This window comes from Yersinia thracica (assembly GCF_902170565.1).
In the GTDB taxonomy this organism is placed as follows: domain Bacteria; phylum Pseudomonadota; class Gammaproteobacteria; order Enterobacterales; family Enterobacteriaceae; genus Yersinia; species Yersinia thracica.
Genome location: NZ_CABHXX010000013.1, coordinates 1 through 18628 on the forward strand (window position 1 = coordinate 1; position 18628 = coordinate 18628).

Consider the following 18628-nt stretch of genomic DNA (forward strand, 5'->3'; position numbering starts at 1 on the left):
GATGATAATTACACTGGGAGATACTATGTAATAACAAATGATGTTTCTGTTGGTGATTTAGAAAAAATTGGCATGAATAAAAATATAACCAGTATGAAGGTTTCTCAACAAGAATATTTTATTTGTGATCAGTTTTGTATTGTGAAAGAAGTTGCTTCTATTCCTATAGGACATGAATTTGGAGATTATTGGTTAGATGACAGAATTAAATATAAAGAAGCATTGATTAGCTTTAATATTAGTGGGAAAGATAATTATGCGATTGAACTTTTTGATGGCGGAATTATCAAGGTCATGGGGCTGATGATATTGTTGATGCATAAGGGGCACCAAGAAAATAGTTATATCTTCGAATTAGATAAAGATAGCGATACATTATCATTTCTATTGCGCTTTAATGGCGGTTATTCTGAGATTCAGTTTATTGAGTCTGTAGGGAGTAAAGCAGTATATATATCACCTTTGGTCGGATCTTTATTTGATGTTGAATTTGCTAATGTAAGATTATTTGTTGAAAATTATAATAATAAATATTATAATCATGAGAGCAATCCTTTGATTATTAATAAAATTGTCCTGGCAGTAGAGAAAATATCATCTCGACAGGAACGAAGTTTTGCTGGAACTGCCGCCTGTTGGCTTATACCCGTCATTAGTATTTATAACTATATTATCCAAGGTAAGTGCAATCAAGCCGACAGATTTATAAGTAATACTGTTACCTTCTTTGCTAATAATGACAACAAAATCTTACAAATATCTGGTTCTGCAAAACCTTTGCCGAAAACAAACACTAATAACGTTATTGAGTTTGACGCGAATGTTACAGGTTTTTCTTCTGACCTTGATGCCATATTAACACATATTAATGTTGATATGTGGGGCAATGCATTAACGATACCGGCGACTGCATTAGCCTGCAAGGTGCCGATGAAAGAACAATTACTACCTAATTTACGCATTAGGCGTGATTTAACCGTGCGCTGTGTTGATTGGACATTAAGTATTTTGACTGACTTCACTTTGCTGTTTGGTGACAATGTCGACCATTGGAATGCTGAAAATTTTGGTCGTGTAATTGAACACATTATTAAAGAGGGAAATATCGGTTATACACAGCCGAATGGCCTGGTGGAAACGCGATTAATTGAAAGTGTTCAGGCACATCTGGCTGAAAATGCGGCAGGTTTTTTACACATAAAAACGGCGTTTGATTTCTCACAGCTCAGTTATGCTAATTATTTGCGCCACCATGATGCTGAAAATAGCGCCCATTCACCGGCGGTAGCACAGGAGTTATCGTTGGGTCGTTATGAATTAGCGCTGCCAAATTTTCAATTTACCGTGACCCCGCCCCGTATCCGCCGAGGGGGGAACTGGGTAGAAGATCCCGAATTAAATTTTGATATAGAGGTGATTAGCGGGACTACGGACGACACACTGGCAGCCAGGCTAAACATTATACCGATGATTAACCAATGGCGAGAAGTGTATCGCCATGCTAAGAAACCGTCTGTGGAGGTGTCTGCATCAGGCGGAAATGTGGATGATGCGGTCGCGACTGGTGATGGAGTGATTGAGGCTGCGCGCATCGTTAGTGATGTTGCGCAAAGTTGGTTGCGAACCAGCAGTGATGACTATATCTATGTGGTAGTCCGCCTTTCCGGGCAGGTCATTAGCATCACAATGGCTATTGATATCAATGAATTTGATGTTGGTATTTCAGGCTCACTGACTCATCCGGATTATGTATTACACCCAGAGGCCGAGGGCACAATAAGAGGGGCAGGAACTGCGGCGATCAAAGCTTTAGCAGATTACCTGAGCAAAAAAGGCAAACGAGCGCTAGTATCCGACGTTATCAGTAAGCCTTCGGCAATTGTCAAAAAGAAAGTCGGATTTAAATTTATTGATGAGCACTAACCCTAAATTTACCCGCGCTGCCAGGGTGTTGCCTTTAAATAGGTAGCGGTGAAAAAACAGGTTTGTATGTAAAATGTGAGTTGTGTATAAAAATGAGCAATTAAGAAAAAAATTTTTTAATGAAATGTTGTGATTCCCGTAGGCAAGTGTGAGTCGCGCACATATAATCGGCGGCCACTGTACCAGTGGTCGGCATAATTTTGTCGTAAAGGAACTGTCCACCAGCCAAGTTTAAGTGTTTATTTATGATACTTATCGGGGCGTGTTCCGAGTCCGGTTAATATTAAAAATCCAATAGAGGTTATCATGGCTTTAGAACGTACTTTCTCCATTATCAAACCCAATGCTGTTGCCAATAATGACATCGGTGCCATCTATGCGCGTTTTGAAAGTGCTGGTTTCAAAATCATTGCTGCAAAAATGCTGCACCTGACCAAAGAACAAGCGGAAGGTTTTTACGCTGAACATAAAGGCCGTCCATTCTTCGATGGCCTGGTTGAGTTTATGACCTCTGGCCCAATCATGGTTCAGGTTTTGGAAGGTGAAAATGCCGTTCAGCGCCACCGTGATATTATGGGCGCGACTAACCCGGATAACGCGCTGGCGGGTACTCTGCGTGCTGATTTTGCTGATAGTTTCACTGCTAATGCCGTACACGGTTCTGATGCGGTTGAATCAGCTCAGCGCGAAATTGCTTATTTCTTTGCTGCGGATGAAATTTTTCCTCGCAGCTAATTAATTGATTCGATGCAGAAATGGCCGCTATTTAATCAACTGAAACAATAAAGTTGCTTGCGAGCCTTTCCAATCATGGAATCCCTGCTTTAAAATTCGTACAATGCCGCGCCCCGGTGGAGACAACTCCGCTGGGGCGTTCTATTATTTATTCATCTATTTATTCATCGCCGTTTCGAAAGCCGTACCCGGTTTAAAGCGCAGCGCCGTAAAGTGTAACAACGAGGCCACGACAACTCATGTCTGAACAATTATTAACTGCATCAATGCCAATTGATGCTGCCCCTCAGCCTGACAACGCGGTTGCCACCGCAGCATCAGCCACCAGCAAAATCAATCTGCTGGATTTAAATCGTCAGCAAATGCGCGAGTTTTTTGCCGAGATGGGCGAGAAGCCTTTCCGTGCCGACCAAGTCATGAAGTGGATGTATCACTATTGCTACGACGATTTCGAGCAAATGACCGACATTAATAAAGTGCTGCGTGCCAAGTTACAGCGCGTGGCAGAAATCCGCGCACCTGAAGTGGCGGAAGAACAGCGCTCAACCGACGGCACCATTAAATGGGCCATCAAAGTTGGCGATCAGCAAGTTGAAACAGTTTATATCCCTGAAGGGGACCGCGCGACTTTGTGTGTGTCATCTCAGGTGGGTTGCGCTTTAGAATGTAAATTCTGCTCAACGGCACAGCAAGGTTTTAACCGTAACTTACGGGTATCTGAAATCATCGGTCAGGTATGGCGTGCGGCCAAGATTATCGGTGCAGTAAAGGCAACTGGTAATCGCCCTATCACTAACGTAGTGATGATGGGGATGGGCGAACCCTTATTGAACCTGAATAACGTGGTACCGGCCATGGATATCATGATGGACGATTTTGGTTTTGGTTTATCCAAACGTCGTGTGACATTATCCACTTCCGGTGTGGTTCCGGCGCTGGATAAATTGGGCGATATGATTGATGTGGCTTTGGCCATCTCGCTGCATGCCCCTACTGACGATATCCGCGATGAAATTGTGCCTATCAACCGTAAATACAATATTGAAACCTTCCTGGCTGCCGTTCGCCGCTATTTGGCGAAATCGAATGCCAATGGTGGGCGGGTTACGGTTGAATACGTTATGCTGGATCACATCAATGACAGCACCGAGCAAGCTCATCAGCTAGCTGAATGTTTGAAAGATACACCGTGTAAGATTAACTTGATCCCATGGAACCCGTTCCCAGGGGCACCTTATGGACGTAGCTCCAACAGCCGGGTGGATCGTTTCTCTAAAGTATTGATGGAGTACGGGTTTACGACAATCGTTCGTAAGACGCGTGGTGATGATATCGATGCGGCATGTGGTCAATTGGCCGGTGAAGTCATTGACCGTACCAAACGCACTTTGAAAAAGAAAATGGCGGGTGAACCTATCGCCATTAAAACAGTCTGATTCATAATGCTAATTGTTTGTGTATAACTATTTGTTATTCAGCTTATAATTCGTTGAGAGCTCTATACCCAGAGAGTTTAAAATTGCAGTGGTCAGGTAGAGGTGAACTCCATAGATGAGCCCATCATGAGAGCCGCTAACACACCCGCAATTTGAAAGATGGCGGGTATCTTCACATATAAGGATAATTGAGAAAGCATGAAGCTGATAAAACTGTGGAGAGTTTGCCTAATAGCGGGCGCATTTCTGGTAGGCTGTTCTGGTTCATCGCCGGAAAAAATGAGCCAACCCGCCGCGGGGCAGACACGTTTGCAACTGGGTTTAGAGTATCTGGCGCAAGGTGATCTTAATGCTGCGCGGCAGAACCTTGAGAAGGCTGTAGCGGCAGATCCACAAGATTATCGTACTCAATTAGGTATGGCTTTTTATGAGCAACGCATCGGTGAAAACAGCGCCGCAGAGCAGCGTTATCAACAAGCGATGAAACTGGCACCGGGAAATGGCACTGTACTGAATAATTACGGTGCGTTTCTGTGTAGTTTAGGGCAGTATGTACCGGCCCAACAACAGTTTAGCGCAGCGGTGCTGTCGCCTGATTACGGTCAGGTTGCAGATAGTCTGGAAAACGCGGGATATTGCTTTTTACGGGCGAAACAAAATGACCAGGCTCGGGTACTGTTGAGCCGGGCATTGAAGTATGATCCGGATAAAGGTGAGCCGCTGCTCGCAGAAGCTGAAAGGCATTTTGGAGAAGGGAATCGCGCTCAGGCGCAATTATTACTGGATGTTTATCAACATATCCTTCCAGCCAGTGCTGAAAGTATATGGTTACAAATTCGTTTCGCCGCGCTAGCAGGCCGTCAAGATAGTGTTCAACGCTATGGCAAGCAGCTTGCGCGAAGTTTTCCACAATCCAAACAGTACCAGCATTTTCTAGCTAATGAATACTGAAGCCTCCCAAGATCAAACTGTTCCAGAGACGACAGGTGTGCGCCTGCGTCAAGCCCGTGAAGCACTAGGGCTAACTCAGCAGATGGTTGCAGAACGTCTGTGTCTGAAAGTATCCACAATCCGTGATATTGAGGAGGATAAAGCACAAGCTAATCTCGCCTCGACATTCCACCGTGGTTACATTCGTTCTTACGCTAAATTGGTTCACCTTCCTGAAGATGAACTATTGCCGATGTTGGAAAAACAAGCGCCGATCAGAGCGGCAAAAGTGGCTCCGATGCAAAGTTTCTCATTGGGCAAAAAGCATAAAAAACGTGATGGCTGGTTGATGAGTTTCACCTGGCTTATTGTGTTGGTTGTGCTCGGCCTGACGGGAGCATGGTGGTGGCAAAATCATCAGGCGCAGCAAGCAGAAATAGTCAGTATGGCTGATCAATCCTCTGCTCAGTTGTCGCAGAATGACGGGCAATCGGTGCCGCTCACTGATGATAATAGCGAACCGGCGACCCCAGCGGAGACTCAAGCTCCGGTCGCAAATAGCCAACCATCAACTCCAATAGAAAACGGTACTGCGCCAGCGACGAGCAGTGCAGCACCGGCAGATACGGCGAATAACCGTGTTGCCACAATTGCTCCCCAAGGAACGGCTTCAGCAGAGTCTGCGGTCGTTTCACCCAGCCAGGCCCCTATGCCTGATGTTCCTACCGCGCAATCACCATTACCTACAGCAGACGCTGGGGTAACGGGTGCTGCATCATCTGCCGGCTCATTGGTCATGAATTTCACTGCTGACTGCTGGTTACAGGTAGTTGATGCAAGCGGAAAGACATTATTTAGCGGTATCCAAAAAGGAGGCGCGACCCTCAATCTATCAGGAAAGTCGCCCTATAAACTGACCATTGGTGCACCGAGTGCATTGACGATTATGTATCAGGGTAACCCAGTAGATTTGAGCAAGTACATTAAGGCTAATCGCGTAGCCCGCCTGACTGTCGGTGTAGAGTAATATTGTGTTTTTGACAAACAACTTTGTGGTTCTAACAAACTGCCATTATCTTGAGAAAGAGAGTGGTTTTGGAAGACCGCTTAGTTGCGAAAACTACACGACTGTAAAGGAGAGTGTGTAATGCATAATGAATCCCCGATTATCCGCCGTAAATCGACTCGGATTTACGTCGGTAAAGTACCCATTGGTGATGGTGCACCGATAGCTGTGCAATCAATGACCAATACCAAGACCACTGATGTTGATGCAACTGTTGCCCAAATAAAGGCATTAGAGCGTGTTGGCGTAGATATCGTGCGAGTCTCAGTACCGACCATGGATGCGGCTGAGGCGTTTAAGTTAATCAAACAGCAGTCAAATGTGCCGCTGGTTGCCGATATCCATTTCGATTACCGTATTGCGCTGAAAGTCGCTGAGTATGGTGTTGATTGCTTGCGAATTAACCCCGGTAACATTGGTAATGAATCCCGCATTCGGGAAGTGGTTGCCAGTGCGCGTGACCACAATATTCCTATCCGTATTGGTATCAATGGCGGATCGCTGGAAAAAGATATTCAGGAAAAATATGGCGAACCTACGCCAGAAGCCCTGCTTGAATCAGCGATGCGGCATGTTGATATTCTTGATCGCCTCAATTTTGATCAGTTTAAAGTCAGCGTAAAAGCCTCCGATGTGTTCCTGGCGGTAAATTCCTACCGTCTGTTGGCCAAGCAAATTAATAATCCTTTGCACTTAGGGATAACTGAAGCGGGTGGCGCGCGCAGTGGCTCGGTAAAATCGGCTATTGGGTTGGGTTTGTTGCTGTCCGAAGGCATTGGCGACACTTTGCGTATCTCGTTGGCTGCCGATCCGGTCGAAGAAGTTAAAGTCGGCTTTGATATCCTGAAATCACTGCGGATCCGTTCTCGTGGGATTAACTTTATCGCCTGTCCAACCTGTTCCCGCCAAGAGTTTGATGTTATCGGTACGGTAAATGCGCTGGAGCAGCGGTTAGAAGATCTGATTACCCCAATGGATGTTTCTATTATTGGTTGCGTGGTTAATGGCCCCGGCGAGGCATTGGTGTCGACTATCGGTGTGACGGGTGCGCATAACAAAAGTGGTTTCTACGAAGATGGTGTTCGTCAGAAAGAACGTTTTGATAACGAAAAAATGATCGACCAGCTGGAAGCGAAAATTCGTGCAAAGGCATCAATGCTTGATGCGAACAACCGTATAGTTATCAATATGCTGAATGATAAGTAAGTATCTCGGGCTATTTGTCATCGATGAATACAAAAAAGCGGGCGCGGCCCGCTTTATATTGAGCCTGTAGAGCTATACCCTAAATAATTCGAGTTGCAGGAAGGCGGCAAGCGAGGGACAAATTGGTTGCAAGCCATTTGAACAGCGCTGGTGCTGGCCCGTAGGGTGAGCCTCTAATGAGGCTCATAATCTCGATGAGCTTACATCAGTAAGTGATTCGGGTGATTGAACGCAGCCAACGCACATGTAGCTTGAAGTATGACGGGTATAACAAACTGTCGCCATTGAATATGTGGGTGGCAAGCCTCTATAATCGGCTTTATTTTTTGCACTATGCCCAATGTCATTGATGTTGCTGCCGACACCGCTGCAACATCAAGTAGACCGGACATAAAACTACAGAGAACAGACGTGGCAAAGAACATTCAAGCCATCCGTGGTATGAACGATTACCTGCCAGCCGATACGGCGATATGGCAGCGTATTGAAAGCATCTTAAAACAAGTGCTGGCGGGCTACGGTTATAGCGAAATCCGCATGCCGATTGTAGAGCAGACCCCGTTATTCAAGCGCGCTATCGGTGAAGTTACCGACGTGGTTGAGAAAGAGATGTATACCTTCGACGATCGCAATGGCGAAAGTCTGACACTGCGCCCGGAAGGCACCGCAGGGTGCGTGCGCGCAGGCATTGAACATGGTCTGCTGTACAATCAAGAACAGCGTCTGTGGTATATCGGCCCGATGTTCCGCTATGAGCGTCCACAAAAAGGGCGCTACCGTCAGTTTCATCAGTTGGGCGCAGAGGTCTTCGGTCTACAAGGGCCTGATATTGATGCAGAATTGATTCTATTGACTGCCCGCTGGTGGCGAGCTTTGGGGATCTCAGAGCATGTACAGCTTGAATTGAACTCCATTGGTTCATTGGATGCGCGCGCAGATTACCGCGAAGCATTGGTCACTTTCCTGGAACAACATGTTGACGTGTTGGACGAAGATTGTAAGCGTCGCATGTACAGCAACCCGTTACGGGTGTTGGATTCCAAAAATCAGGATGTTCAGCTGTTACTTAATGACGCGCCTAAGCTGTCTGATTATCTGGATGAAGAATCAAAACAACATTTTGCGGGCTTGTGTGAACTTTTAGACCAGGCCAGTATCCCATATACCGTAAATGAGCGTTTGGTTCGTGGTTTGGATTATTACAACCGCACGGTATTTGAGTGGGTGACCAACAGTTTGGGTGCACAAGGTACAGTTTGTGCCGGTGGGCGCTATGACGGCTTGGTTGAGCAATTGGGTGGTCGTGCAACACCCGCTGTTGGTTTTGCTATGGGGCTTGAACGTTTAGTCCTGTTGGTGCAGGCAGTGAATCCTGGCTTCCAAGTGCCAGCGACAATTGATGTGTATCTCATTTCATCGGGTGAGGGGGCGCAAAGTGCTGCGATGCAACTTGCTGAGCGCCTGCGTGATGATTTGCCAACGCTAAAGTTGATGACTAACTACGGCGGCGGTAATTTCAAAAAACAAATTACCCGCGCTGATAAATGGGGTGCCCGCGTAGCATTAATACTTGGCGAAAGCGAAGTGGCTGCACAGCAAGTGGTCGTAAAAGATTTGCGAACGGGTGAACAAGAAACGCTGGCGCAAGCGGATGTTGCTGCGCGTCTGGCTTTGATGTTGGTTTAAGGAGAGAGACACCGTGGAAGTCTATACCACTGATAATGACCAGGTTGATGCAGTGCGCCGTTTCTTTAGTGAGAATGGTAAAGCGCTAGCCGTGGGTGTGGTGCTCGGGATTGGTGCATTAGTGGGTTGGCGTTACTGGCAGAGTCATCAGAACACTGTCTTGACGGAAGCCTCCTCTGCCTATCAGCAAGCCAGTGATGCTTTATCAGCCAATAGTGCTGATAGCGTTGCTCTTGCTGAAAAATTTGTTCAGGGCAATAAAAATAACTACGGCGTATTGGCCGGGTTAGAGCTGGCTCACCACTTTGTTGAGCAAAACGAGTTTGATAAAGCGGCACAGCAACTTACCCAAGCATTGGGCCAGACAAAAGATGAAAACCTGTTGTCGCTGATTAATCTGCGTCTTGCTCGTTTGCAACTGCAATTGAAAAAACCAGATGAGGCATTGAAAACACTGGATGCAGTGCAAGGTGATGGTTGGACTGCGATGGCGCAAGATGTTCGTGGCGATGCATTATTAAGCAAAGGTGATACCGCAGGTGCACGGGCAGCTTACAGTAAAGGCGTCGAATCAAATGCTTCTCAGGCGCTGCAAGCTTTGCTGCGCATGAAATTGAATAATTTGTCCAGCTAAGGGGTATTCCCATGCAATTGCGTAAAACACTCTTAGTAGGACTGGTATCTGTTGCCCTATTGAGTGGTTGTTCACTGTTCAACAGTGAAGAAGATGTGGTTACCATGTCGCCACTGCCAAAAGTTGAGAATCAATTCACACCGACTAAAGTGTGGAGCACTTCTGTTGGCGGTGGTGTCGGTGATTATTACTCTCATCTGCGCCCAGCCTGGCAGGGGACTTCCGTCTTTGCCGCAGACCGTAAAGGTCTGGTGAAAGCCATGGAAGCCGATACCGGTAAGCAAATTTGGCAAACCGACCTGTCCGAGAAAACCAACTTCCTCTCCAGTAATCGTTCTGCAATGTTATCTGGCGGTGTAACCGCTTCCGGTGCTCATGTGTATGTCGGCAGTGAGAAAGCGGTGGTTTATGCTCTTAACTCTGACGATGGTAAGGTTGCATGGCAGACGGTGGTTGCGGGCGAGGCCTTGTCCCGTCCGGTTGTCAGCGATGGTGTGGTACTGATCCACACCTCCAATGGCATGCTGCAAGCACTGAATGAGTCTGACGGTGCAATTAAGTGGACTCTAAACCTCGATACTCCTGCATTGTCTCTGCGTGGTGAATCTGCGCCAGCAGTGGCATTCGGTGCAGCTATTGTCGGTGGTGATAATGGCCGTGTCAGCGCAGTGATGATGGAACAGGGGCAGTTGATTTGGCAGCAACGTATTTCCCAAGTGACTGGGACCACTGAAATTGACCGCCTGAATGATGTCGATACCACCCCAGTTGTTGTTGATGGCGTGGTTTATGCTCTGGCATACAACGGTAATCTGACTGCACTGGATCTGCGCTCTGGCCAGATTTTGTGGAAACGCGAAATGGGCTCAGTCAATGACATCATTGTCGACGGTGGCCGTATTTATCTGGTCGATCAAAATGACCGCATTGTTGCACTGAAAACAGATGGTGGCATAACCCTTTGGAGTCAAAGCGATTTATTACATCGTAACTTGACCGCGCCAGTGATGTATAATGGTTATCTGGTTGTAGGTGATGCCGAAGGTTATCTGCACTGGGTGAATACCGATGATGGTCGTTTTGTCGCTCAGCAGAGTGTAGACAGCTCTGGCTTCCTGAGTGCGCCTGTGGTTGCCAGCGATAAGTTGTTGGTGCAGGCAAGAGGCGGCACGGTATACGCGTTCACCCGTTAATCCTGATTTAGCGCCTGTTTAATAGGTCAGTAATAGGTCAATACCCGCAATAATTGGTGCTGCTCACACTGTTGTAGCATCAGGGGCGAGGGTATGAGGGTTCCTAAAGCGGCTCCTGAGGTTCAGGGGCCGCTTCGTATTTAAAAAACTGCGCTGTCGAATATTCGATACAGCGCTGTAACGCTTTGAAAATTAAGTAATGAGGCTTCAAAAATGATACCTGTCATCGCGCTGGTCGGGCGCCCGAATGTGGGTAAATCCACTTTATTTAACCGCTTAACGCACACCCGTGATGCGTTAGTTGCGGACTTTCCCGGGCTAACGCGTGACCGTAAGTATGGTCGTGCCGAGGTCGAGGGTCATGAGTTTATTGTTATCGATACCGGAGGTATTGATGGCACAGAAGATGGCGTAGAAACCAAGATGGCGGGTCAATCGTTATTGGCGATTGAAGAAGCCGATATTGTCCTGTTTATGGTCGATGCGCGCGCCGGCTTGATGCCAGCAGATCAGGGCATTGCCCAGCATTTACGCAGCCGTGAGAAAGCCACTTTCCTGGTTGCCAACAAAACTGATGGTATTGACGCCGATACTGCTGCCGCCGATTTCTATTCATTAGGCTTAGGTGAAGTTCATGCTATTGCGGCTTCCCATGGCCGTGGTGTGACTCAGCTGATTGAAGATGTTATGGCGCCTTATATGGACGCCGAAGAGCCAGAAGTTGAGCTGACAGACGAAGAAGCTAATGCGGCCTATTGGGCAGCGCAGGAAGCTGACGAAGACGAAATCCCAGAAGACGAAGAAGATGATTTTGACCCGCGAACTCTGCCAATCAAGCTGGCTATCGTCGGGCGTCCTAACGTAGGTAAGTCCACACTAACTAACCGTATCCTCGGTGAAGACCGTGTGGTGGTTTATGATCTGCCGGGGACCACCCGCGACAGTATTTATATTCCAATGACCCGCGATGAGCGCGAATATATTCTGATTGATACTGCGGGTGTGCGTAAACGCGGTAAAATTACTGAAACAGTTGAAAAATTCTCAGTTATTAAAACCTTACAGGCAATTGAAGACTCCAACGTGGTGCTGTTGGTTATTGATGCCCGTGATGGTATTTCAGATCAAGATTTGTCTCTGTTAGGCTTTATCCTCAATAGTGGGCGCTCACTTGTTATTGCAGTCAACAAATGGGATGGCATGACAGAAGAAGCCCGTGCTCAGGTTAAAGATATGCTAGACCTGCGCCTTGGCTTTGTCGATTTTGCTCGTATTCACTTTATTTCCGCTTTGCATGGCAGCGGCGTCGGCAACCTGTTTGAATCCATTCAGGAAGCTTATGACTGTTCAACTAAGCGAGTCGGTACTTCCTTACTGACTCGTATTATGCAAATGGCAGAGGAAGACCATCAGCCTCCATTGGTTCGTGGTCGTCGAGTGAAGTTGAAATACGCGCACGCCGGTGGCTATAACCCGCCTATCGTGGTTATCCATGGCAATCAGGTCACTGATTTGTCTGATTCTTACAAACGCTACCTGATGAATTACTTCCGTCGTTCATTGAAAGTTATGGGTACGCCAATCCGCATTCAGTTTAAAGAGGGTGAGAACCCGTTTGCCGGTAAGCGGAATCCTTTAACGCCAAATCAGATGCGGAAACGTAAGCGCTTGATGTCGCACCTGAAAAAAGGTAAGTAATAGCAGCAAAGCGCGGGCATTCCGCGCTTTTTGCATTTTTAGCGCACCATCTAGGGGGTTGCTCTTAGGGATGAATCGCACAAAATAACAGGGGTTGAACGTCAGCCATGTCTTGGGAAACCTGGAGTTTCGCGTTTAGTGTAACAGTACCCAACTTATTGATGATGTTACTGGGTGTATTGTTACGGCGCTATGGCCTGATGGATGATCGGTTCTGCGATGGTGCGACCCGGGTTGTCTTCAATTTGGCGCTTCCTTGTTTGTTATTTTTCAGTGTTGCGACCAATCATGTCAGTTTGATGGATAACTTGCCCTTAGTGATCTATGGTGCGGTCGGCACGTTAGTGACATTTTTATTGCTCGAAATTGCGGCCAAGTGGTTGGTAAAAGACCCGCGTGAGCGCGGTGTGTTCGTACAGGGCGGTTTCAGAGCCAATACCGCGATTGTCGGCCTGGCATTTGCCATGACGGCCTATGGTGCCGAAGGCGTCGCGCTGGGTTCGATGTACCTGACGGTGACAGTCATATTATTTAATATGCTGTCAGTGATAACACTGACCCGCAGCTTACAAGGTGGGCAGGGCGGGAAAGTCAGCAAATTGGCATTGCTACGCAGCATTATCACCAATCCCCTGATTATTGGTTTGGTGTGCGGTTTGGCCTATGCTCAAACCCGTCTACCTATTCCTCAAATCATTGTCCAGACAGGCAGTTATATCTCCGCCTTGGCACTCCCATTGGCATTACTCTGCACTGGTGCTAGCTTGGATTGGCATGCGATGTTCCGCTCTTCCAATGTGGCTGCGTTATCCTCGGTGGCAAAACTATTTGTCGTGCCAATATTGATGACTTTGGGCGGCTTGCTGATGGGGTTCCGTGGTGCAACCTTAGGGATTGTTTTTCTATTTTCTGCAACCCCGACCGCTGCGGGTAGCTATGTCATGACCCGAGCGATGGGGGGAAATGCTACGCTGGCCGCGAATATTATTGCGATGACTACCGTCGGCTCATTTTTCACGACTGCTATTGGGATTTATTGCTTACGTGCGTTGGGCGTGATGTGAGTTTTAAGTGAAATCGAGGAGAGAAATGATGGATGCATTATGTCCGATTTGTCAGCAAGCAATGACGCAAGTGAGTGGTCACTTTCACTGCTCTAACTGCCATGGCAACTATCAGCAACAGGCCGATTGCCCTGATTGCGCTAAACCACTACAAGTGTTGAAAGCTTGCGGGGCCGTTGATTATTTTTGCCAGAATGGTCATGGGTTGATTTCGAAAAGCCGCGTTCGTTTTAGTTATCTGCCGATGGTTTGATACCGATCGGCAGAATTTAGCTGGGTGATAAAGGCTGTTATTTAGGGCTTTTACGCTGACGGGGCTTTTTTGTCACATTGATTTGAGTGATTTCACTTTCCACCCAGCCATCTTGCAGTCGGGTTGTCAGCTTGTCGCCGGTATGCACTTGTTTGGTGGTCTTAAGCAAGGTGCCTTCGGGAGTCTGTGTGACACTGTAGCCGCGTGCCAATGTGGCTAATGGACTGACCGCCTCCAATTGCGAGCAAGCAATACCAAAGCGCTGACGATAGCCATTTAGCTGGCGCTCTAAGGCTTGGCGCAAGCGGTACTCCTGCTGCTGTACCCGTTGGTTATAACGGTGAATTTGCCCTTGCGGTTGAACTTGAATCAAGCGCTGTTGCAGCCGTTCAGTGCGCCGGCCTAATGAGCGAATTTGGTTTTGCGCGCTGTCTTCCAGACGGCGCTGTAACTTCAGTAGCAGTGTTTGCTGACGCGCCAGGCGCAAATGTGGATGTTGCTGTTGCAGCCGATGCTCAAGGCGGGTAAATTGCTGGCTACGCTGCGCCAGATAATAATCCATCGCCATTTCCATGCGCTGCTGCTGACCCTGAATTTGCCTAACCAGCTCAATTTGGTTGCGGCTGACCAGCTCGGCGGCGGCTGACGGGGTTGGGGCGCGCAAATCTGCGACAAAGTCCGCAATGGTGACATCAGTTTCATGGCCGACCGCACTGACAATGGGAATGCGGCTGTTAAAAATGGCGCGGGCGACCCGCTCGTCATTGAAACTCCACAAATCTTCCAGTGAACCGCCACCCCGCCCGACGATCAATACATCACATTCTCCGCGCAGATTAGCCAAATGAATGGCTCGGACTATTTGTAGTGGGGCATCGACACCTTGCACCGCGGTCGGATAAATAATCACTGGCAGTGATGGGTCACGGCGTTGTAAAACGTGCAAAACATCGTGCAGAGCAGCGCCGCTAGATGAGGTTATCACCCCGACTTGTCTGGCTGGACTGGGCAGTGGTTGCTTGTGACTTTGATCAAAAAGCCCTTCTGCGGCCAGCTGTTGTTTAAGCTGCTCAAACTGTTGTTGCAGTAATCCGTCACCGGCAGGTTGCATACTTTCGGCAATTAACTGGTAGTCACCGCGCGGTTCATACAGGGTAATTGATGCCCTGACCAAAACTTGCTGGCCATTTTGCGGGCGGAAAGTGGTTCGGCGATTACTGTTGCGAAACATCGCGCAGCGCACCTGCGCCCGGTCGTCTTTTAAGGTGAAATACCAGTGACCAGACGAAGGCTGAGAAAAATTGGAAATCTCGGCCGTGAGCCAAATTTGGCCCATTTCCATTTCCAGCAGTTGCCGCACCGCCTGATTAAGGCGGCTGACGGTAAAAATTGATGACGCAGAAGTTTGTGACATGTGACCTGGATCAAATTTTAAAACAAGCACTTAATTGATCGATATTACCTGCCTCAAACCGCATAGCAAGAAAAATAATGAGAAAGTGCTGGAGGCAACCGATTACGCTCTGTATAATGCCACGGCAATATTTTATCTTTTTCACATTCACCTTGGTGAGATATTGCCCATGCTACGTATCGCGAAAGAAGCTCTAACATTTGACGACGTTCTCCTGGTTCCAGCCCACTCCACAGTCTTGCCTAATACGGCAGAACTTGGTACTCAACTGACTGCAACTATCCGCCTGAATATCCCTATGCTGTCCGCAGCAATGGATACCGTAACCGAATCTCGTCTGGCCATTGCGCTGGCACAAGAGGGCGGTTTAGGTTTCATCCACAAAAATATGTCCATTGAGCGCCAGGCTGAAGAAGTCAGCCGCGTGAAAAAACACGAAAGTGGCGTTGTGACTGAGCCACAGACTGTGACGCCAACCACCACTCTCCGTCAGGTTAAAGAACTGACCGCCCGTAATGGTTTCGCCGGTTATCCGGTAGTGACCGAAGACTACGAGCTGGTTGGGATCATTACTGGCCGTGATGTGCGCTTTGTCACTGATCTGGACCAACCCGTGACGGCGGTGATGACACCGAAAGAACGTTTGGTGACGGTCAAAGAAGGCGAAGCCCGCGAAGTTGTGCTGCAAAAAATGCATGAAAAACGTGTCGAGAAAGCGCTGGTCGTTGACGATAGCTTCCATCTGCGCGGCATGATCACCGTTAAAGATTTCCAAAAAGCAGAACGCAAGCCAAACGCCTGTAAAGACGAACATGGCCGCCTGCGTGTGGGTGCTGCTGTCGGTGCCGGTGCGGGCAATGAAGAGCGTATCGACGCGCTGGTCGCTGCGGGTGTTGATGTTTTACTCATCGACTCATCTCATGGCCACTCTGAGGGCGTGTTACAGCGCATCCGCGAAACCCGAGCCAAATATCCTAATCTGCAAATCGTTGGTGGTAATGTCGCGACAGGGGCAGGTGCGAAAGCATTGGCCGATGCTGGCGTGAGTGCGGTCAAAGTGGGTATCGGCCCAGGCTCCATCTGTACCACCCGCATTGTGACTGGTGTGGGTGTGCCACAGATTACTGCCATTGCTGATGCCGTCGAAGCGCTGGAAGGCACGGGTATCCCGGTTATTGCCGATGGTGGTATTCGTTTCTCTGGTGATATTTCTAAAGCCATTGCTGCGGGTGCTTCATGTGTCATGGTCGGCTCGATGCTGGCAGGGACTGAAGAATCACCCGGCGAAATCGAACTTTATCAAGGCCGTTCATTCAAATCTTACCGCGGTATGGGGTCATTGGGCGCGATGTCCAAAGGTTCTTCAGATCGCTACTTCCAAACCGATAATGCGGCCGATAAATTAGTACCGGAAGGTATTGAAGGGCGTGTGGCGTACAAAGGTCTGTTGAAAGAGATTGTGCATCAGCAAATGGGTGGCTTGCGCTCTTGTATGGGGCTGACCGGCTGCGGCACTATCAATGAATTGCGTACCAAAGCTGAGTTTGTGCGTATCAGTGGTGCTGGGATTCAAGAAAGCCATGTGCATGATGTTACCATCACCAAAGAGTCCCCGAATTATCGGATGGGTTAACTCCAGGGGTTAAACCGCGAGTTTGGTCATTGTCCGCGGCTCGCATTGCTCATTGACTTGGTGTCAACTGCGTATGCTGGGCTGCGGGCGTTAACTAGCCTCTTGGTTTTGCCGATGGAAATGACTCTGGTAACCATTTAATTTAATTAATTATTTTGAAAAGCGGCACACATGACAAAAAATATTCATAAGCATCGCATCCTTATCCTCGATTTCGGTTCGCAGTACACCCAACTGGTGGCGCGCCGTGTTCGTGAAATTGGTGTCTATTGTGAACTCTGGGCGTGGGACGTGACTGAAGCCCAGATCCGCGATTTTAATCCAAGCGGCATCATTCTTTCTGGCGGCCCTGAAAGCACCACTGAACACGACAGCCCACGAGCGCCGGATTATGTGTTCACTGCCGGTGTTCCTGTGCTGGGTGTGTGTTACGGCATGCAAACCATGGCTATGCAGTTGGGCGGTAAAGTTGAAGGGTCAAACCAGCGCGAATTTGGTTATGCGCAGGTTGAGATTAAAACTGACAGCGCACTTATTCGCGATATCAAAGATGCCATCAATCCAGCCGGTGAAGCCGTATTGGATGTGTGGATGAGCCATGGCGACAAAGTGACGGCAATCCCGTCTGACTTTGTGACTGTTGCCAGCACGGATACCTGCCAGTTTGCCATTATGGCCAATGAAGAAAAACGTTTTTATGGTGTGCAATTCCACCCTGAAGTGACACACACCAAGCAAGGCCAACGCCTGCTGGAGCGCTTCGTTCTGGATATCTGTGCCTGTGAAGCGCTGTGGACTCCGGCCACTATTATTGAAGATGCTATCGTGCGTCTGCGTGAGCAAATCGGTGAAGACCACGTGATTTTGGGCCTATCCGGTGGTGTTGATTCTTCAGTAACCGCGATGCTGTTGCACCGCGCGATTGGCAAACGCCTGACTTGTGTGTTTGTTGATAACGGCCTGTTGCGCTTGAACGAAGCCGACCAGGTGCTAGAAATGTTCGGCGATAAATTTGGTCTGAATATTGTCCATGTAGCGGCGGAAGAGCGTTTTCTGACGGCATTGGCGGGTGTTGATGAACCAGAAGCAAAACGTAAAATCATCGGCCGCGTGTTTGTTGAGCTGTTTGATGAAGAAGCCTGCAAGCAAGAGCAGGTGAAATGGCTGGCGCAGGGCACTATCTATCCAGATGTGATTGAATCAGCAGCATCCGCTACTGGTAAAGCGCATGTGATTAAATCTCACCATAATGTGGGCGGCTTGCCGAAAGAGATGAAGCTGGGCTTGGTCGAGCCACTGAAAGAGTTGTTTAAAGACGAAGTGCGTAAAATTGGTCTGGAGCTGGGCCTGCCGTACGACATGCTATATCGCCATCCATTCCCAGGCCCAGGTTTGGGGGTGCGTGTATTGGGCGAAGTGAAGAAAGAATATTGCGATTTACTGCGCCGCGCCGACGCCATCTTTATTGAAGAGCTGCACAAAGCGGATTTGTACAATAAAGTCAGTCAGGCCTTTACCGTCTTCCTGCCGGTTCGTTCCGTTGGCGTAATGGGTGATGGCCGTAAATATGATTGGGTTGTTTCGCTGCGTGCTGTTGAAACCATCGATTTCATGACTGCGCATTGGGCGCATCTGCCCTATGATTTCCTTGGCCGTGTGTCAAACCGCATCATTAATGAAGTGAATGGTATTTCTCGCGTGGTTTATGATATTAGCGGCAAACCGCCAGCAACTATTGAGTGGGAATAGTATACGGC

Annotated in this window: 15 protein-coding genes; 14 read left to right on the forward strand and 1 reads right to left on the reverse strand. The window is 48.2% G+C overall.

The genetic code is table 11. The annotated features are described in order from the left end of the window. From FTA91_RS02110 to FTA91_RS02165, 12 genes are all read left to right on the forward strand, one after another. The coding region (locus tag FTA91_RS02110) for an exotoxin A binding domain-containing protein (protein WP_235896817.1) at window positions 1-1923 on the forward strand (1923 nt) is incomplete at its 5' end. Between the two features lie 306 nt (window positions 1924-2229). Next, window positions 2230-2658: a nucleoside-diphosphate kinase gene (ndk, locus tag FTA91_RS02115; RefSeq protein ID WP_004707890.1), complete on the forward strand. Its 429-nt coding sequence runs from the start codon at window positions 2230-2232 to the stop codon at window positions 2656-2658. A gap of 266 nt (window positions 2659-2924) precedes the next feature. Continuing rightward, window positions 2925-4094, forward strand: coding sequence for a dual-specificity RNA methyltransferase RlmN (rlmN, locus tag FTA91_RS02120; RefSeq protein WP_050115836.1), 1170 nt, complete (start codon window positions 2925-2927; stop codon window positions 4092-4094). A 198-nt stretch (window positions 4095-4292) separates the two neighbouring features. Next, complete coding sequence (gene pilW / locus FTA91_RS02125; protein ID WP_050115816.1) at window positions 4293-5045, forward strand: type IV pilus biogenesis/stability protein PilW; 753 nt, start codon at window positions 4293-4295, stop codon at window positions 5043-5045. After that, the gene (gene rodZ, locus FTA91_RS02130; protein ID WP_145535756.1) at window positions 5035-6051 is read left to right on the forward strand and encodes a cytoskeleton protein RodZ; all 1017 of its coding nucleotides are present in this window, start codon (window positions 5035-5037) and stop codon (window positions 6049-6051) included. The genes pilW and rodZ overlap by 11 nt, the downstream gene beginning before the upstream one ends. A gap of 120 nt (window positions 6052-6171) precedes the next feature. Next, complete coding sequence (gene ispG, locus FTA91_RS02135; protein ID WP_145582832.1) at window positions 6172-7296, forward strand: flavodoxin-dependent (E)-4-hydroxy-3-methylbut-2-enyl-diphosphate synthase; 1125 nt, start codon at window positions 6172-6174, stop codon at window positions 7294-7296. 411 nt (window positions 7297-7707) lie between these two features. After that, window positions 7708-8982 (forward strand): histidine--tRNA ligase, encoded by a 1275-nt coding sequence (gene hisS / locus FTA91_RS02140; RefSeq protein WP_145535758.1) that lies wholly within the window; start codon window positions 7708-7710, stop codon window positions 8980-8982. Window positions 8983-8995: 13 nt separating this feature from the next. Further along, on the forward strand, window positions 8996-9616 hold the full coding sequence (locus tag FTA91_RS02145) for a YfgM family protein (protein ID WP_049562914.1): 621 nt from the start codon (window positions 8996-8998) through the stop codon (window positions 9614-9616). Window positions 9617-9627: 11 nt separating this feature from the next. Beyond that, complete coding sequence (gene bamB / locus FTA91_RS02150) at window positions 9628-10809, forward strand: outer membrane protein assembly factor BamB (RefSeq protein WP_145535760.1); 1182 nt, start codon at window positions 9628-9630, stop codon at window positions 10807-10809. Between the two features lie 213 nt (window positions 10810-11022). Beyond that, window positions 11023-12507 (forward strand): ribosome biogenesis GTPase Der, encoded by a 1485-nt coding sequence (der, locus tag FTA91_RS02155; RefSeq protein WP_050115822.1) that lies wholly within the window; start codon window positions 11023-11025, stop codon window positions 12505-12507. Window positions 12508-12614: 107 nt separating this feature from the next. Next, window positions 12615-13571 (forward strand): AEC family transporter, encoded by a 957-nt coding sequence (locus FTA91_RS02160; protein WP_050115823.1) that lies wholly within the window; start codon window positions 12615-12617, stop codon window positions 13569-13571. A 28-nt stretch (window positions 13572-13599) separates the two neighbouring features. Next, on the forward strand, window positions 13600-13824 hold the full coding sequence (locus FTA91_RS02165) for a zinc ribbon domain-containing protein (RefSeq protein ID WP_050115824.1): 225 nt from the start codon (window positions 13600-13602) through the stop codon (window positions 13822-13824). Window positions 13825-13861: 37 nt separating this feature from the next. On the opposite strand, the gene xseA is transcribed toward FTA91_RS02165, so the two are convergent. Next, on the reverse strand, window positions 13862-15238 hold the full coding sequence (xseA, locus tag FTA91_RS02170; protein ID WP_050115825.1) for an exodeoxyribonuclease VII large subunit: 1377 nt from the start codon (window positions 15236-15238) through the stop codon (window positions 13862-13864). 169 nt (window positions 15239-15407) lie between these two features. Here xseA and guaB point away from each other — a divergent pair, with 169 nt between their 5' ends. Both guaB and guaA read left to right on the forward strand, forming a co-directional pair. After that, window positions 15408-16871: an IMP dehydrogenase gene (gene guaB, locus FTA91_RS02175; RefSeq protein WP_050115837.1), complete on the forward strand. Its 1464-nt coding sequence runs from the start codon at window positions 15408-15410 to the stop codon at window positions 16869-16871. Between the two features lie 171 nt (window positions 16872-17042). Further along, on the forward strand, window positions 17043-18620 hold the full coding sequence (guaA, locus tag FTA91_RS02180) for a glutamine-hydrolyzing GMP synthase (RefSeq protein ID WP_050115826.1): 1578 nt from the start codon (window positions 17043-17045) through the stop codon (window positions 18618-18620). Window positions 18621-18628: the final 8 nt, after the last annotated feature.

What these genes read in the sequence shown, in the direction of transcription:
- ndk (WP_004707890.1), top strand. Translation starts at nt 2,230, where the DNA reads ATGGCTTTAGAACGTACTTTCTCCATTATCAAACCCAATGCTGTTGCC.
- rlmN (WP_050115836.1), top strand. Translation starts at nt 2,925, where the DNA reads ATGCCAATTGATGCTGCCCCTCAGCCTGACAACGCGGTTGCCACCGCA.
- pilW (WP_050115816.1), top strand. Translation starts at nt 4,293, where the DNA reads ATGAAGCTGATAAAACTGTGGAGAGTTTGCCTAATAGCGGGCGCATTT.
- rodZ (WP_145535756.1), top strand. Translation starts at nt 5,035, where the DNA reads ATGAATACTGAAGCCTCCCAAGATCAAACTGTTCCAGAGACGACAGGT.
- ispG (WP_145582832.1), top strand. Translation starts at nt 6,172, where the DNA reads ATGCATAATGAATCCCCGATTATCCGCCGTAAATCGACTCGGATTTAC.
- bamB (WP_145535760.1), top strand. Translation starts at nt 9,628, where the DNA reads ATGCAATTGCGTAAAACACTCTTAGTAGGACTGGTATCTGTTGCCCTA.
- der (WP_050115822.1), top strand. Translation starts at nt 11,023, where the DNA reads ATGATACCTGTCATCGCGCTGGTCGGGCGCCCGAATGTGGGTAAATCC.
- FTA91_RS02160 (WP_050115823.1), top strand. Translation starts at nt 12,615, where the DNA reads ATGTCTTGGGAAACCTGGAGTTTCGCGTTTAGTGTAACAGTACCCAAC.
- FTA91_RS02165 (WP_050115824.1), top strand. Translation starts at nt 13,600, where the DNA reads ATGGATGCATTATGTCCGATTTGTCAGCAAGCAATGACGCAAGTGAGT.
- xseA (WP_050115825.1), bottom strand. Translation starts at nt 15,238, where the DNA reads ATGTCACAAACTTCTGCGTCATCAATTTTTACCGTCAGCCGCCTTAAT.
- guaB (WP_050115837.1), top strand. Translation starts at nt 15,408, where the DNA reads ATGCTACGTATCGCGAAAGAAGCTCTAACATTTGACGACGTTCTCCTG.
- guaA (WP_050115826.1), top strand. Translation starts at nt 17,043, where the DNA reads ATGACAAAAAATATTCATAAGCATCGCATCCTTATCCTCGATTTCGGT.